Annotated in this window: 11 protein-coding genes and 1 pseudogene; 10 read left to right on the top strand and 2 right to left on the bottom strand. The window is 65.9% G+C overall.

Annotated elements, in window-relative coordinates; all coding sequences use genetic code 11:
- Positions 1 to 153 precede the first annotated feature (153 nt).
- Both pnp and GXY01S_RS09300 read left to right on the top strand, forming a co-directional pair.
- Positions 154 to 2,292 carry a polyribonucleotide nucleotidyltransferase gene (pnp, locus tag GXY01S_RS09305; protein ID WP_061274409.1) on the top strand — a complete coding sequence of 713 codons (2,139 nt, stop codon included), beginning with the start codon at positions 154 to 156 and terminating at the stop codon, positions 2,290 to 2,292.
- A gap of 92 nt (positions 2,293 to 2,384) precedes the next feature.
- Positions 2,385 to 3,803 (top strand): NAD(P)H-dependent flavin oxidoreductase, encoded by a 1,419-nt coding sequence (locus tag GXY01S_RS09300; protein ID WP_061274461.1) that lies wholly within the window; start codon positions 2,385 to 2,387, stop codon positions 3,801 to 3,803.
- A 98-nt stretch (positions 3,804 to 3,901) separates the two neighbouring features.
- On the opposite strand, the gene rdgB is transcribed toward GXY01S_RS09300, so the two are convergent.
- Together rdgB and rph are read right to left on the bottom strand one after the other, a co-directional pair.
- Positions 3,902 to 4,516, bottom strand: a complete 615-nt coding sequence (gene rdgB / locus GXY01S_RS09295; RefSeq protein ID WP_061274407.1) for an RdgB/HAM1 family non-canonical purine NTP pyrophosphatase — start codon at positions 4,514 to 4,516, stop codon at positions 3,902 to 3,904.
- Positions 4,513 to 5,241: a ribonuclease PH gene (gene rph, locus GXY01S_RS09290; protein ID WP_061274405.1), complete on the bottom strand. Its 729-nt coding sequence runs from the start codon at positions 5,239 to 5,241 to the stop codon at positions 4,513 to 4,515. The genes rdgB and rph overlap by 4 nt, the downstream gene beginning before the upstream one ends.
- Positions 5,242 to 5,368: 127 nt before the next feature.
- On the opposite strand from rph, the gene hrcA reads away from it, so the two are divergent.
- The 8 genes and pseudogenes from hrcA to GXY01S_RS09250 all read left to right on the top strand — a co-directional run bounded on the left by hrcA (position 5,369) and on the right by GXY01S_RS09250 (position 15,221).
- Entirely contained in the window at positions 5,369 to 6,448 is a 1,080-nt protein-coding gene (gene hrcA, locus GXY01S_RS09285; protein ID WP_061274403.1) for a heat-inducible transcriptional repressor HrcA, read from the top strand.
- A 113-nt stretch (positions 6,449 to 6,561) separates the two neighbouring features.
- Positions 6,562 to 7,449, top strand: coding sequence for an aldo/keto reductase (locus tag GXY01S_RS09280; RefSeq protein WP_061274401.1), 888 nt, complete (start codon positions 6,562 to 6,564; stop codon positions 7,447 to 7,449).
- Between the two features lie 114 nt (positions 7,450 to 7,563).
- Positions 7,564 to 10,128: a penicillin-binding protein 1A gene (locus GXY01S_RS09275; protein WP_061274398.1), complete on the top strand. Its 2,565-nt coding sequence runs from the start codon at positions 7,564 to 7,566 to the stop codon at positions 10,126 to 10,128.
- Between the two features lie 68 nt (positions 10,129 to 10,196).
- A protein-coding gene (gene prfB / locus GXY01S_RS09270; RefSeq protein ID WP_110570410.1) for a peptide chain release factor 2 occupies positions 10,197 to 11,328 on the top strand; the annotation gives its coding sequence in 2 pieces (ribosomal slippage) (positions 10,197 to 10,265 and positions 10,267 to 11,328; 1,131 coding nt in all).
- A gap of 222 nt (positions 11,329 to 11,550) precedes the next feature.
- Entirely contained in the window at positions 11,551 to 11,880 is a 330-nt protein-coding gene (locus tag GXY01S_RS09265) for a hypothetical protein (RefSeq protein ID WP_242501196.1), read from the top strand.
- 108 nt (positions 11,881 to 11,988) lie between these two features.
- Complete coding sequence (locus GXY01S_RS09260) at positions 11,989 to 12,756, top strand: MotA/TolQ/ExbB proton channel family protein (protein ID WP_061274394.1); 768 nt, start codon at positions 11,989 to 11,991, stop codon at positions 12,754 to 12,756.
- A gap of 112 nt (positions 12,757 to 12,868) precedes the next feature.
- A pseudogene (locus GXY01S_RS09255) lies at positions 12,869 to 14,177 on the top strand (tetratricopeptide repeat protein).
- A 270-nt stretch (positions 14,178 to 14,447) separates the two neighbouring features.
- Entirely contained in the window at positions 14,448 to 15,221 is a 774-nt protein-coding gene (locus GXY01S_RS09250) for a response regulator transcription factor (RefSeq protein ID WP_061274393.1), read from the top strand.
- The last annotated feature ends 68 nt before the right edge of the window (positions 15,222 to 15,289 follow it).

Here is a 15,289-nt window from a genome sequence, read left to right as displayed (position 1 = left end):
GGAGATGTCCGGACCGGATCGCAGCGTTTCAGGCCACATGGTGTTCTGGCGGTATGTGCCGCCATCGCTCCATGCCGTCCGAGGCGCTGCCATCATACGTTCCAATGTCCGGCCCGCCTGCATTGCGGCAGTCAACGGACAGGGTTTGTCTGGATGTTCAATTATTTTCGCAAGGAAATGGAATGGGGCGGTCGCCCGCTGGTGCTGGAAACGGGCAAGGTTGCCCGTCAGGCCGATGGCGCGGTGGTCGTAACCTACGGCGACACGGTGGTGCTGTGCACGGCCGTTGGCGCCAAAAGCGTCAAGCCGGGGCAGGACTTCTTCCCGCTCACGGTCAACTACCAGGAAAAAGCCTACGCGGCGGGCAAGATCCCCGGTGGCTTCTTCAAGCGTGAAGGTCGCCCGAGCGAGGCCGAGGTGCTGAACTCGCGCCTGATCGACCGCCCGCTGCGCCCGCTCTTCCCCGAGAACTTCCGCAATGAAGTTCAGGTCGTGGCCACCGTGCTCAGCCACGACATGGAAAACGATCCCGCCGTCGTGGCGCTGATCGGCTGCTCGGCGGCGCTGACGCTGTCCGGCATTCCGTTCTTCGGCCCGGTGGGCGCGGCCCGCGTCGGTTATTCCGATGGCAAATACGTGCTGAACCCGACCATCTCGCAGCTCAAGGACAGCGCGCTTGACCTGGCCGTGGCCGGCACCGCCGAAGGCGTGCTGATGGTCGAGTCCGAGGCGGTCGAACTGTCCGAGGACGTGATGCTCGGCGCCGTGACGTTTGGCCACGAAGCCTTCCAGCCGGTGATCGACCTGATCATCGACCTCGCCGAAGACGCCGCCAAGGCCCCGTGGGACCTGGCCGAGCCGACGGCAGAGGAAATCAAGCTGCGCAAGAAGGTGGACAAGGCCGGTCGCGCCCTGATCGCCGAGGCCTACAAGGAACGCGCCAAGCAGGTGCGCTACAAGAAGGTCGCCGCCGCCCGTGAGGCGATCCTCGCCAAGATCGGCGAGGCCGAGGCCGACGCCGCCAAGCCGATGATCAAGGATCTGGAAGCCGACGTGGTGCGCACCGAGGTGCTCGACACCGGCTATCGCATCGATGGCCGCGACCTCGAGACGATCCGCCCGATCGTGTCCGAGGTCGGCATCCTGCCGCGTGCGCATGGCTCCGCCCTGTTCACCCGTGGCGAGACGCAGGCGCTGGTTGTGGCCACCCTCGGCACCGGCCAGGACGAGCAGATCGTGGACGCGCTGGAAGGCGAGTACCGCAACAACTTCATGCTGCACTACAACTTCCCCCCGTTCTCGGTGGGTGAGTGCGGGCGCATGGGCTCGCCGGGCCGCCGTGAAATCGGCCATGGCAAGCTGGCATGGCGCGCCATCCATCCGCTGCTGCCGGGCAAGGACACCTTCCCGTACACCATGCGCGTGGTGTCCGAGATCACGGAAAGCAACGGTTCGTCCTCGATGGCGACGGTGTGCGGCACGTCGCTGGCGCTGATGGATGCGGGTGTGCCGCTCAAGCGTCCGGTGGCCGGTATCGCCATGGGCCTGATCAAGGAAGAGGACGACTTCGCCGTCCTGTCCGACATCCTGGGCGATGAAGATCACCTTGGCGACATGGACTTCAAGGTGGCGGGCACCGAGCAGGGTGTGACCGCGCTGCAGATGGACATCAAGATCACGTCCATCACACCCGAGATCATGAAGATCGCGCTGGGCCAGGCCCGTAATGGCCGCCTGCACATCCTGGGCGAGATGGCCAAGGCGCTGACCGAAGGCCGCACGGATGTCTCCTCCTCCGCGCCGAAGATCACCACGATTTCCGTGCCGAAGGAAAAGATCCGTGATGTGATCGGCCAGGGCGGTAAAGTCATTCGTGAGATCGTTGAATATTCGGGTGCGAAGATCGATATCAACGATGACGGCACGATCATGATCGCCGCCTCCTCCGACGATCAGGCCGAGAAGGCCATCGAGCGGATCCGTGGCATCGTGGCTGAACCCGAAGTGGGCCACATCTACAATGGCAAGGTGGTCAAGACCGCCGATTTCGGGGCGTTCGTCAACTTCCTCGGGCCGCGCGATGGTCTGGTACACATCTCCGAGCTGGGCCAGGGCCGCGTCTCCAAGACGACGGACGTGGTCAAGCAGGGCGACGAGGTGAAGGTGAAGGTTCTGGGCTTTGATGACCGCGGCAAGGTGAAGCTGTCCATGCGCGTGGTTGATCAGGAAACCGGTGCCGACATCACCGAGACCGTGGGCGCCCGGCCCGGCCGCGCTCCCGCCGCACGCTAAGCGCGCGGTTCCGGCCTACAGACAGCCCGGCCACCCGTGCGCGCCTGCATGGCGCCCTCGTGGCCGGGTAGACACATGACGATGGAATGGTGATGAAGCCGATCAATGCGATCCGTATGGGCGGGACGGATATTCTGCCCCTGGTCGAGGGGGGGAAGGGCGTCTCGATCTCGACCGGCATTTCCGCCGGGCACTGGGCGGCAGCCGGGGGGGCGGGCACGGTCTCGATCGTGAACGCCGATTCCTATGATGCGGACGGCAACATCGTGCCGCAGGTCTATCACGGCAAGACCCGGCGCGAGCGCCATGAGGAACTGGTCGATTACGCCATTCGCGGTGGCATCGCCCAGGCCCGCATCGCGCACGAGATTGCCGGTGGCAAGGGCCGCATCCACGCCAATATCCTGTGGGAAATGGGCGGGGCGGAGCAGGTCATCAATGGCGTGCTCGAAGGCGCGCCGGGCCTGATCCAGGGCCTGACCTGTGGCGCGGGCATGCCGTACCGCCTGTCGGACATCGCGGCGAAATTCGGCATTCATTACTATCCCATCGTCTCCTCTGCCCGCGCGTTCAACGCCCTGTGGCGGCGGTCGTATCACAAGACCGCCGAACTGCTTGGCGCGGTCGTGTATGAAGACCCGTGGCGGGCAGGCGGCCATAATGGCCTGTCCAACACCGAGAACCCGCTGGCGCCGGAAGACCCGTTCCCCCGCGTGCTGGCGCTGCGCCAGCAGATGCGCGCCTTCGGGCTGGATGAGACCCCCATCATCATGGCCGGTGGCGTGTGGTGGCTGGAGGAATGGCAGGACTGGATCGACAACCCCGAACTCGGGCCGATCGTGTTCCAGTTCGGCACCCGCCCGCTGCTCACGCAGGAAAGCCCGATTCCGCAGGCATGGAAAGACCGCCTGCTGACGCTGAAGAAGGGGGATGTGTTCCTCAACCGCTTCTCGCCCACGGGTTTCTATTCCTCCGCCGTCAATAACAGCTTCCTGCGCGAGTTGCGCGGGCGCTCGGAGCGGCAGATCCCGTTCTCGCCCGAGGCACTTGGCGAGCACACCATGGCGCTGGCCATTGGCGCGCGCGGGCGGCAGGTGTTCGTCACCCCCGCCGATGGGCAGCGCGCCCATCTGTGGATGGAAGAAGGCCACACCGAGGCCATGCGCACGCCGGACAACACGCTGGTGTTCGTCTCGCCCCCGCGCGCGCGTGAAATCCTGACCGACCAGGGCGCCTGCATGGGCTGCCTGTCTGAGTGCCGCTTTTCCAACTGGTCGCAGAAGCCGCCTGCCTATTCCAACGGGCACAAGGCGGACCCGCGTTCCTACTGCATCCAGAAAACCCTTCAGGATGCCGCCCACGCCCACGGGCCGGACCAGGCCGAGGTGATCGACCACAACCTCATGTTTGGCGGCACCAATGCGTGGCGGTTTGCCACCGACCCGTTCTATGCCAACGGCTTTGTGCCCACCGTGGCGCAATTGCTCGAGCGGATCATGACCGGGCGCTGAGCCTGATCGGATCACGAAAAAAGGCCGGTGCCCGCATGGGACCGGCCTTTTTCAAAAAGAACGCCGCCTTTTTGAAAAAAGGCGGCACCCAAAAACTTTTATTCCGCTGCCTTTGGCAGGCAGGCTTCGCTGAACAGCGCGAAGGCCAGCCCCCGGTGGCTGATGGCGTTCTTTTCGGCGTCCGTCATGTCGGCAAAGCTGCGCGTGCCGGTGCCGGGGGCGAAAAGCGGGTCATAGCCATGGCCGTTGGCGCCATGTGGCGGCCAGATGACGTGGCCATCAATCCGGCCCTCGAAGGTTTCGGTGCGGCCATCGGGCCAGGCCAGGCACAGCACGGAAATGAACCACGCGCCGCGGTTGGGGTTGTCGCCCATCTGTTCATGGATGCGGCGCATGGCGTCGGGGTAGTCCTTGGCGGGGCCAGCCCAGCGGGCCGAGAAAATGCCGGGCGCGCCACCAAGGGCCGCGACACAGAAGCCGGAATCATCGGCCAGCGCGGGCAGGTTGGCCGCTTTGGCCGCAGCCAGGGCCTTGATGGCGGCATTGCCCGCAAAGCTGTCCGCCGTCTCGTCGGGTTCGGGCAGCGACAGGTCGCCTGCGGACATGACGCGGATGCCATAGCCGCCCAGCAGGGCCGCGAATTCGGCAATCTTGCCCCTGTTATGCGTGGCAAGCACCAGCGTGTCGCCACGGTTGAGGTGGGGAGTGGTCATGATGCAAGCGCCTCGTTCACGGTTACGGTCTGGATATGGAACAGTTCGGCGGTGCCCGTGCGGGCCAGGCGCATGAGCGTGTTGAACTGTGCCTCGGTAAAGGGATCTTTTTCCGCCGTGCCCTGAATTTCCACAATGCCGCCATCGGCGGTCAGGACGAAGTTGGCGTCGGCGCTGGCCGTGCTGTCCTCGGCATAGTCAAGGTCGAGCACGGCGCCCGTTTCGGTCAGCCCGCAGGATATGGCCGCAACCTGCCCCTTGAGCGGAACAGCAGGCAACCTGCCTTCACGCACCAGCTTTTCCAGCGCCAGGCGCAGCGCGATCCATGCGCCGGTAATGGCAGCACAGCGCGTGCCGCCATCGGCGTTCAGCACGTCGCAATCCACCGTGATCGAGATCTCGCCCAGTGCCTTGAGGTCCACCACGGCGCGCAGCGCGCGGGCGATCAGGCGCTGGATTTCGAGCGTGCGGCCGCTCTGCTTGCCACGCGCGGCCTCGCGCGGGCCACGGTTATGGGTGGCGCGCGGCAGCATGCCGTATTCCGCCGTGACCCAGCCCTGCCCCTTGCCACGCAGGAAGGAGGGCACGCGCGGCTCGACGCTGGCCGCGCACAGCACCTCGGTGCCGCCCATGCGGATCAGGGCGGAGCCTTCCGCGTGGCGGGCAAAGCCGGTCTGGATGAAGACGGGACGCAGCGCGTCGGGGGCGCGGCCGGATGGGCGCATGGGGCAACTCCGCAAGGTAAGGGGGCGGCATAGCGCGCAATCCGCCCCAATTTCCAGTCCCGCGTGGGCACGGGCGTGCGGTATCTGTTATGATGCGGGCTTGCGGATGACTACGTGCAAAGGAGGCATGGCGATGGAAACCCGATCACCGGTATCGCAGCCGGCCCTGCTGTCCGGGCTTGATGCGCGTTCCGCCGCGATCCTGCGCGAGATCGTGGAACAGTATGTGGAAACGGGCGAGCCGATGGGCTCGCGCACCCTGTCGCAGCGCCTGCCGCTTTCGCTCTCGCCCGCCACGATTCGCAACGTCATGGCCGACCTGACCGATGCGGGGCTGCTGTTCTCGCCCCATGCCTCGGCGGGCCGCCTGCCCACCGAGAAAGGCGTGCGGCTGTTTGTCGATGGGCTGCTGCAGTTTGGCAGCCTGAGCGAGGAGGAGCGTGAAAGCATTGCGGGCACGCTCGATGTCAAGGGCCGCTCGCTTGAGGACATGCTGGCGCAGGCGTCGTCCATGCTATCGGGCCTGTCCTCGGCGGCGGGGCTGGTCATGGCGCCCAAGAGCGATTCCTCCACCATCAAGCACATCGAGTTCGTGGCCCTTGGCCCGGGGCGCGCGCTGGTCATTCTGGTCAGCGCCGACGGGCAGGTGGAAAACCGCGTGATCGAGACGCCGCCGGGCCTGCCGCCCTCGGCGCTGGTGGAGGCGGGCAACTACCTCAACGCCCACCTGTCGGGCCAGACGCTCGACCGCCTGCGCGAGACGGTCAGCACCGACATGACCGCCAACCGCAACGAACTCGACCACCTGACGGCAGGCGTCGTGGCCAGTGGCCTTGCCACATGGAGCGATGCCGAGGAGCGCGGCGGCACGCTGTTCATTCGCGGGCAGGGCCGCCTTCTGGCCGATGTGACCGAGATCGAACGCCTGACCACCATCCAGATGCTGTTCGAGCGGCTGGAAACGCAGGAGACCATGCTGCGCCTGCTCGACCTTGCGCGTGAATCGGAGGGGGTGCGCATCTTCATCGGCGCGGAAAGCGGGCTGTTCGGCATGGCGGGCATGTCGGTGGTCGTGGCCCCCGCGCGCACCGACACCAACCGCATCGTGGGCGCGATTGGCGTGATCGGCCCCACCCGCATCAATTATGGCCGCATCATCCCGGTCGTGGACTATACCGCGCGCGTGATCGGCCGCCTGCTGGGCTGAGCTGCCGCATCGTCATGCAACCGTGCCCGCCACGCGCCCTTATGGTGGGCAGGCAGCAACCGCATGCCCGCAGCATCAGGCGCGGGCATTCTCATCAAGCAGGGAGTAAAGCCATGTTCACGCCTGATGCACGCCAGTCCGGGTCCTTCATGATCGGGGGCGATATCGAGGTTACAAGGCTCGGCTTCGGGGCCATGCGCATTACGGGGCCGGGCATATGGGGCGAGCCTGCCGACCGGGCGAAGGCGCTGGCCACGCTCAAACGCCTGCCCGAACTCGGCATCAATCTTGTCGATACCGCCGATGCCTATGGCCCGGAGGTGAGCGAAAACCTCATCCGCGAGGCGCTCCACCCCTATGAGGGCATGCTCATTGCCACCAAGGGCGGCCATACGCGCCACGGGCCGGATATCTGGAAGCCCGTCGGCAACCCCGATTACCTGCGCCAGTGCGTGCTGATGAGCCTGCGCAGGCTGGGGGTGGAGCGCATCGACCTGTGGCAGTTGCACCGCGTGGGGGCCGACTGCACGCCCGAGCAGCAGTTCGAGGCCATTGCCGCCATGCGCGCGCAGGGGCTGATCCGCCATGTTGGCCTGTCGGAAGTGACGGTGGAGATGATCGAGCGCGCGCGGCTGTATTTCCCGGTCGCGACGGTGCAGAACCGCTTCAACCTTGTCGACCGCTATTCGGAGGACGTGCTGGACTACTGCACGCGCGAGAATATCGGCTTCATCCCGTGGGCGCCGCTTGCAGCGGGCGGGCTGACCAGGGGCGATACCGTGCTCACGCGCCTTGCGGGCGAGAAGGGCGTGCAGCCCGGCCAGATCGCGCTGGCGTGGCTGTTGCGCCGCGCGCCGGTCATGCTGCCCATTCCCGGCACGTCCAGCCCCGAGCACGTGGCCGATAACGCGGCCGCCGCCGCGATTGAACTCAGCGATGAGGAATTCCGGCAGCTTGATAATGATGGCCGGGCCGAATGGGCCAGCCGCAACGCGGGCTGAGCGGGCATGGGCTGAGCGGCCCGGGGCGGATCGGGGGCGACGGCAGCGCGGGACAATGCTAGACAGGGGCCTTGCGACACATAACAGCCCTTTTCTTTCCTTATTGGACACCGGATGACGCTTGCTGACGGATCAGGCCGCGATGGCCGGATGGATGGACCCTCCCGCCCCGGTGGGGGTGGCCCGCGCCGCCCGCGCTACCGCATGGTGCGCTGGCTGGCGGGCACCACGCTGGCGGTGCTGCTGCTGGGCAGCGGCGGAGCGGGCATTGTGGGCTGGTACGAATATGAGCGCCTGAGCGAGGGCCTGCCCACCGTCGATGGCCTGCGTACCTACCAGCCCCCCGTCATGAGCCGTCTGTATTCCGGTGATGACCAGGTGATGGCCGAACTTGCCGCCGAGCGGCGCATCTTCGTGCCCTACAGCGCCATACCCGAGCGCGTGCGCAGCGCCTTCCTCGCCGCCGAGGACCAGAAATTCTTCACCCATGGCGGCGTGGACCCGCTGGCCATCCTGCGTGCCGGCATCACCGACATGATGATGCATGGCACCAAGCACCGCCCCATCGGGGCCTCGACCATCACGCAGCAGGTCGCGCGCATCATGCTGCTGGGGTCGAATGCGGTGTCGATCGACCGCAAGATCAAGGAAGCGCTGCTGGCCATGCGCCTTGAGCAGACGCTGAGCAAGGAGCAGATCCTCGAGATCTACCTTAACGAGATCTATCTGGGCGAGGGCGCGTACGGCATCGGCGCCGCCGCCCAGACCTATTTCAACAAGCCGCTCGACCAGCTTGACAATGCCGAGGCCGCCTTCCTTGGCGCGCTGCCCAAATCGCCCACCAACTACAACCCGCACCGCTACGTGCAGGCGGCGACCAACCGGCGCAACTGGATTCTCGACCGCATGGCCGACCTCAAGGTGATTACACCGGAGGAAGCCCGCTCCGCCCAGCTTGAACCCCTCGTGCCCGCCAACTTCACCCGCCCCGGCCCCGTGCCCGGCTCGGAATGGTTTGCCGAGGAAGTGCGCCGCGAACTGATCGAGCGCTACGGCATCGGCACCACCATGGAGGGCGGGCTTTCGGTCCATACCTCGCTGGATTCGCACCTGCAGCAGGTGGCCACCGGCGCATTGCGCGAGGGGCTGCTGCGCTATGACCGCGCCCATGGCGGCTGGCGGGGCGCGTTCGCGCATGTTGATGCAGCCGACGCGGCGGGCGACTGGGCCAATGCGCTCGCGCATGTTACGGCGCCTGCCGCCATGCTGGAGCAGTGGCGGGTGGCCGTGGTGCTGTCGGCCGCCACCGGCCGGGTGGGCTGGCTTGAGGGGCGCGATCCCGTCATGCCCCATACCGGCACGGTGCTGGCGCATGACATGGCGTGGATGCGCACCGGCAAGGGCGTGCAGGCGGGCGATGTGGTGCTGGTCGAGCCCCAGGCCGATGGCAGCGGCGTCGCCATCCGCCAGGTGCCGCGCGTGGAGGGGGCGCTGGCCACCATCGATGTGCGCACCGGGCGCGTGCTGGCGATGGTGGGGGGCTGGTCGTTCCGCGAATCGCAGTTCAACCGCGCCATTCAGGCAGCGCGCCAGCCGGGGTCGTCGTTCAAGCCGTTCGTCTATCTGGCGGCGATGGAGCAGGGGATCTCGCCTTCGCAGAAATTCGATGACTCCCCGGTCAGCTACGGCGAGTGGCACCCCAACAACTACGAGAAGGATTTCTGGGGCCCCACCACCCTGCATGACGCCCTGCGCGAATCGCGCAACCTCGTCACCATCCGCCTTGCCGCCCAGATCGGCATGAAGCCGGTGGCCAGCCTCGCGCAGAACCTTGGCCTCGTGCATTCCATGCCGCTGGTGCTGCCCGCGGCGCTTGGCGCGGTCGAGACCACCGTGATGAAGGAGGCGGGCGCTTATGCCACCATCGCCAATGGCGGCAGGCTGGTCACGCCTTCCCTGATCGATGACATCAAGGACCGCAACGGCAACGTGGTGTGGCGGTCCGAGGGCGTGGCGTGGCAGCCCGGCAGCACGCCCGCTACCGGCCCGCAGATGGCCGATACCCGCCCGCAGGTCGTCTCCGCCACCAGTGCTGCCCAGATCGTGGCCATGATGCAGGACGTGGTGCGCCGGGGTACGGGCGTGCGCGCGGGCGCTGGCATCGACCGGCCCATCGCGGGCAAGACCGGCACCAGCCAGGACTTCAATGATGCGTGGTTCGCGGGTTTCTCGCCCGATCTGGTCACGGTGGTGTGGATCGGGTTCGACACGCCGCAGTCGCTGGGCAAGAACGAGACCGGCGGCGTGATCGCAGGCCCGATCTGGAACCAGGTGATGAAGGCAGCGCTCGCCACCCGTCCGCGCCTCGATTTCCGCGTGCCTGATGGCGTGCAGCTTGCCCGTTACGATACCGGCATGGGAGTCGCCATTGATGCGTTCAAGCCCGGCCAGGTGCCCGGCATGAGTGTGGATCTCGGCGCAGGCTCCGGCATGACGCTGACCGCGGCGGATACGGGGGCGGAGAACATGCCCGATTCCGAGAACGACATGGCCACGATGCCCGCCAGCCCCACCGCCCTGCCTGATGGCAGCACATCGGCAGGCCACCCCGCGGCACCGGCGGCGGCACCCGCCCCGCAGCCTTCCGGGGGTGACATTGGCATGGGCGGGCTGTATTGACGCCGTTTATGGCCGGGCGTGACATGGCGCATGCCCGTACTGTTGACCGTTGAGCAAGGAGCAAGCCCATGTCTGCCGAGACAGAGGCCCTGAACGACCAGATCAAGCAGTCGGTGGCGCTGCTGAGGAGGCATCTTTGACTGGGATGTCGCAATCGACCGCCTCGCGGAACTGAACAACCGGGCCGAAGATCCCGACCTGTGGAACGATTCGGACGCAGCGCAGAAGCTCATGCGCGAGCGCACCATGCTGGCCAGCCAGATCGAGGGCGTGCAGCGGCTTGAAGCCGATGTGAACGATACGATCGAACTCGTTGAATTGGCCGAGATGGAAGGCGACGAGGCCGTGGTGGCCGAGGCGCTTGGCGCCCTGCGCGCCCTGGCCGAGGAAGCCAAGCGCCGCGAGACCGAGAGCCTGCTCTCTGGCGAGGCCGACAGCAATGACTGCTACCTTGAGGTCAATGCGGGCGCGGGCGGCACCGAGGCGCAGGACTGGGCCGAGATGCTGCTGCGCATGTACACCCGCTGGGCCGAGCAGCATGGCTACAAGGTAACCATGATGGAAAGCTCGGAGGGCGAGCAGGCCGGCATCAAGTCCGCCACCATCCAGGTCACCGGCCCCAACGCCTATGGCTGGCTCAAGACCGAGGCGGGCGTGCACCGGCTGGTCCGTATCTCGCCGTTTGACGCGGCGGCCCGGCGGCAGACCTCGTTTGCCTCCGTGTGGGTGTATCCGGTGGTCGATGACTCGATCGAGATCGAGATCAACGAGGCCGACCTGCGTGTCGATACCTTCCGCGCCTCGGGTGCGGGTGGGCAGCACGTCAACAAGACGGAATCGGCCATCCGCATCACGCACATCCCCACCGGCATCGTGGTGGCGTGCCAGACCGACCGCTCGCAGCACCGCAACCGCGCCACCGCCATGACCATGCTCAAGGCGCGGATGTACGAGCAGGAACTCCAGCGCCGCGAGGCCGCCGCCGCCCAGACCGAGGCCAGCAAGACCGATATCGGCTGGGGGCACCAGATCCGCTCCTACGTGCTGGCCCCCTACCAGCTGGTCAAGGACCTGCGCACCAACGTCGAGAAAACCAACCCGGACGCGATTCTGGATGGTGATATCGATGACTTCATGGCAGCCGCCCTTGCCGCCCGCGTGGGGGCCACCCGCTCGGAAGCCAGCGCCCAGGCGCAGTAACGCCGCAACCGGGGCGTGCAGGCAGGCAACCCCGTGGCTCAGGCCACGGGGTTTTTTTCATGCCACGGGCGTTGGGGCATTGTTCTGCCAAGAAAAAATTGTTTCGAATCTGTGTCATATGATGCTTGACACAGCGCCCCTGAGCACGCCCAATTCCGCTCAGGGCAATTTGAACGGCAGGCCCCGCGCGGGGTGCTGCGCAGGGGGCTGGACAGGAGCGGCATGTGGTCTGACGAAGTCATGGGAAAGGATTATGCCGCCAGGCAACGACAGCGCACGCCGTACTGGCGCGTGGCGGGGGTGATCGTTCTGGTCCATGTCGTTGTCGTGTCGGCGCTGGCCTACGGGCTGCGGCCCAAGGCCAAACCCATGTTTCCCGAGCCCTATCGCCCCCTGCCGCCGCTTGCGATCCGGATCATTCCCGAGCCACCACCACCCGTGCCCCCCGCACCGCCGCCCGTGCGCCCGGCCATGGTCGTGCCGGTGGTTCCGGTCATTCCCGCCCCGGTCATCGGGCGTGATAACCGGGTCCGTCAGCCGGAATTGTTCTGAAAACGATACAGGTGGATTGATTTTCAGCGTCCGGACTGGTCAGATAACAGTCATCAAATGTGTTGCGGGCCAGAAGCATGGCCCTATTCGTCAGAGGATTTGAGGTAAATGACCCGACAGCATCGTAAACCAGTCATGGCGGCCGCGCTGCTGACCGCCTTTTCGGCACTGGCCTACGCCACCCCCGCCGCCGCCGCCGATAATCCCTACGGGCTGGGCGCGCTGTGGTCGAATGGTGACTTCATCGCCCGCACCGTGCTGATCATCATGGTCGTGATGTCTGTCGGGACATGGTACATCATGATCACCAAATTCCTCGAGCAGGCCCGCATGATGAAGGCGGCGAAGGAAGTGAAGGCCAAGTTCTGGCCTGCGCACGACATCAAGGAAGGGGCGGCCCTGCTCGATACCGCATCGCCCTTCCGCTACATCGCCGATACCGGCATTACCGCCGCCGAGCACCACGAAGGCACGATGCAGGAGACGATCGACCTGTATTCCTGGACCACCATGTCCATCCAGCGCTCGGTGGACTTCATCCAGAACCGCCTGCAGGGTGGCCTTGCCTTCCTCGGCACGGTGGGGTCCACCTCGCCGTTCGTGGGTCTGTTCGGCACCGTGTGGGGCATCTATCACGCGCTGACCGCCATCGGCATCGCGGGGCAGGCCTCGATCGACAAGGTTGCGGGTCCGGTTGGTGAATCGCTGATCATGACCGCCATCGGCCTCGGCACCGCCGTCCCCGCCGTGCTCGGCTACAACATGCTTGTCCGCCGCAACAAGGGCGCGCTGGACGAGGTGCGCAACTTCGCGGCCGACGTGCAGTCCATCCTGATCGGCGGTTACCGCCATGAAACGCACGATCCGGCGGAATAAGCCTGCCATCCGCACGTAACCTGATTTCAACGTCACGGCGCGGCGGCCCGATGGAGCCGCCGCGCCAGCGGTCGGGGGCGGATTGAATGATGGGCCGCACGGGTCCATCGTGATGCCCTGGCCGATCATTCGGGCCATGACCCGTTCATGGAAGGACATCACAGTTGAAAAACATCACATCCAAATCGCTGTTCCGGCTGCGTGGCCGCCTGCTGGCCGGGGTCATGATGGCGCTGCCGGTGACGGGCGTCCTGCCCATGCACGGCGCGCATGCGGCTGACCAGCTTGGGCAGAAGGTGGGCACGGCGCTGCAGAAGGCCCAGACCGACCTTGCCGCCAAGAAATACCCGCAGGCCATGGCCGATGTGGACGAAGCGGACGCCGTAAGCGGCAAGTCCGATTACGAATCCTATACCATTGCCCAGATGCGCGCCGCCGTGGCCGCCCAGTCGGGCAACGTGCCTGCCGCCATCTCGGCCTATGACAAGCTCATCGCCTCGCCCCGCACGCCTGCCGCCACCAAGGAGCAGATGGCGCTTGCCGAAGGCAGCATGGCCTTCACCGCCAAGGATTACCCCACCGCCGTTGCGGTGAGCGAGAAATACATCAAGGCGGGTGGCAAGAACCCGCAGATGCTGACCATCCTGATCCAGGCCTATTACCTGCAGCATGACTTCGCCAACGCAGCCCGCGTGCAGCAGGGCCAGATCGATGACGCCATCAAGGCGGGCGGCAAGCCTACCGAGAACCAGCTCCAGCTGCTCGCCGCCTGCCAGGCGCAGCTCAAGGACAATGCGGCGCTGACCAGGACCTACGTCATGCTCGCCACCTACTACCCCAAGCCCGATTACTGGGCGCAGGTGGTGCATTCCGTGCTGAGCAACCCCAACATGGCGCCGGGCCTGCGGCTTGATATCGATCGCGTGCGCCTTGAATCCGGGCTGGTCAAGACCTCGGCCGAGTATATGGATATTACCGAACTGGCCATGCAGGCGGGCCTGCCCCAGCTTGCGCTCGACATCATCAACCAGGGCTATGCCAGCGGCGTGGTGGGGCATGACGCCTCCGCCCCGCGCAGCGAAAAGCTGAAGGCGATGGTGGCCCAGAATGCCGAGAGCACCAAGGCCAACCTCGACACGGCGGCCAGCCAGGCCGCAACCGGCAACGCCATGCTTACGGCAGGCTACAACTACGTGCTGAACGGTCAGGCCGACAAGGGGCTGGCGCTGATGCAGCAGGGCCTGGCCAAGGGGCCGACGGACATCAATATCGGTCGCCTGCATTATGGCCTGGCGCAGGCGGCAGCTGGCCAGAAGGCGGCTGCCCTTACCACGTTCAACAGCGTGGAAGGCACCAATGGCGCGCGTGACATCGCGCAGTTCTGGGTGCTCAAGCTGAATGCGGCACCCGCCGCGCACTGATGAAAAACAGAAGTTTCTGGTGAAGCTTTTTTTCAAAAAGCTTTGAAAAATGCCGCCTTTTTGAAAAAAGGCGGCGTCCGGGAACTTTTGATCCCTTACAGGTTGTCTGCCAGACGGGGCGCCGGATCATCCGGCGCCCCGTTTGCATGTGTGGCAGACATTTTATGATATGATCGATGGCCTTATCCGCATGCCGCACGTTGGTTATGCTGGGTATTGTTGCATGTAAGGGCATTCCGCCTGCCCCTGAACCGGAACATGGCCAAGAGAATGACACAGACACCCGCCACAGCCGATCTGCCCGCCCGCGTCCTCGTGGTGGAAGATGATCCCGGCATGCGCACCCTGATCGTCCGCGCCCTGCAGGGCGATGGCTACCGCGTGCGCGGCGTGCAGGATGGCCCTGAAATGTGGGATGCGCTCAAGGCGCAGGCAGCCGACCTCATCATCCTTGACGTGATGCTGCCGGGCACCAACGGGCTGGACCTGTGCCGCAGCCTGCGCGCGCAGGCCGACCCCTCGGTGCCGGGCGAGGCCCCGCTGACCGAGGTGCCGGTCATTATCGTCTCCGCCCGTGGCGAGGAACTCGATCGCGTGCAGGGCCTCGAACTCGGCGCGGATGACTACGTGCCCAAGCCCTTTGGCCAGAAGGAACTGCTTGCCCGCGTGCGCGCGGTGCTGCGCAGGCGCGGCGGCGGCGTGACCACGCCCAGTGCCGGGCGACAGCGCAAGGAAACCGTGCGCTTCGGCGGCTGGATGCTCGACCTGCGGCGGCGTGAACTGACCGACCCCTCGGGCATGGCGGTCGAGATTTCCGGGGCGGAACATGACCTGCTCACCAGCTTCCTTGACAACCCGCAGCGCGTGATCGGGCGTGACCGGCTGCTGGAACTGTCGCGCACGCGGCTGGGCGATGTGTCCGACCGCAGCGTGGATGTGCTGGTCAGCCGCCTGCGGCGCAAGCTGGGGCCGGATTCGGATGGCCTGATCCGCACCGTGCGCGGCATGGGCTACATCGTCACTGCCGAAGTGGAGCGGGTCTGAGCCCGCGCGCCGTGCCAGGGCAGGGGAGCACACAGGCCGCGCGCGCGCCACAGGCCGCACGGCGCATT

Source organism: Komagataeibacter xylinus NBRC 15237 (assembly GCF_001571345.1).
Lineage (GTDB): Bacteria > Pseudomonadota > Alphaproteobacteria > Acetobacterales > Acetobacteraceae > Komagataeibacter > Komagataeibacter xylinus.
Note: the sequence above shows the minus strand (reverse complement) of the source record. Positions and strands in the feature narration are given on the sequence as shown.

Excerpts from the sequence above, each read along its gene's own strand:
- GXY01S_RS09280 (WP_061274401.1), top strand. The coding sequence starts at position 6,562 with ATGTTCACGCCTGATGCACGCCAGTCCGGGTCCTTCATGATCGGGGGC.
- pnp (WP_061274409.1), top strand. The coding sequence starts at position 154 with ATGTTCAATTATTTTCGCAAGGAAATGGAATGGGGCGGTCGCCCGCTG.
- GXY01S_RS09260 (WP_061274394.1), top strand. The coding sequence starts at position 11,989 with ATGACCCGACAGCATCGTAAACCAGTCATGGCGGCCGCGCTGCTGACC.
- GXY01S_RS09265 (WP_242501196.1), top strand. The coding sequence starts at position 11,551 with ATGTGGTCTGACGAAGTCATGGGAAAGGATTATGCCGCCAGGCAACGA.
- rdgB (WP_061274407.1), bottom strand. The coding sequence starts at position 4,516 with ATGACCACTCCCCACCTCAACCGTGGCGACACGCTGGTGCTTGCCACG.
- GXY01S_RS09300 (WP_061274461.1), top strand. The coding sequence starts at position 2,385 with ATGAAGCCGATCAATGCGATCCGTATGGGCGGGACGGATATTCTGCCC.
- hrcA (WP_061274403.1), top strand. The coding sequence starts at position 5,369 with ATGGCGATGGAAACCCGATCACCGGTATCGCAGCCGGCCCTGCTGTCC.
- GXY01S_RS09250 (WP_061274393.1), top strand. The coding sequence starts at position 14,448 with ATGACACAGACACCCGCCACAGCCGATCTGCCCGCCCGCGTCCTCGTG.
- GXY01S_RS09275 (WP_061274398.1), top strand. The coding sequence starts at position 7,564 with ATGACGCTTGCTGACGGATCAGGCCGCGATGGCCGGATGGATGGACCC.
- rph (WP_061274405.1), bottom strand. The coding sequence starts at position 5,241 with ATGCGCCCATCCGGCCGCGCCCCCGACGCGCTGCGTCCCGTCTTCATC.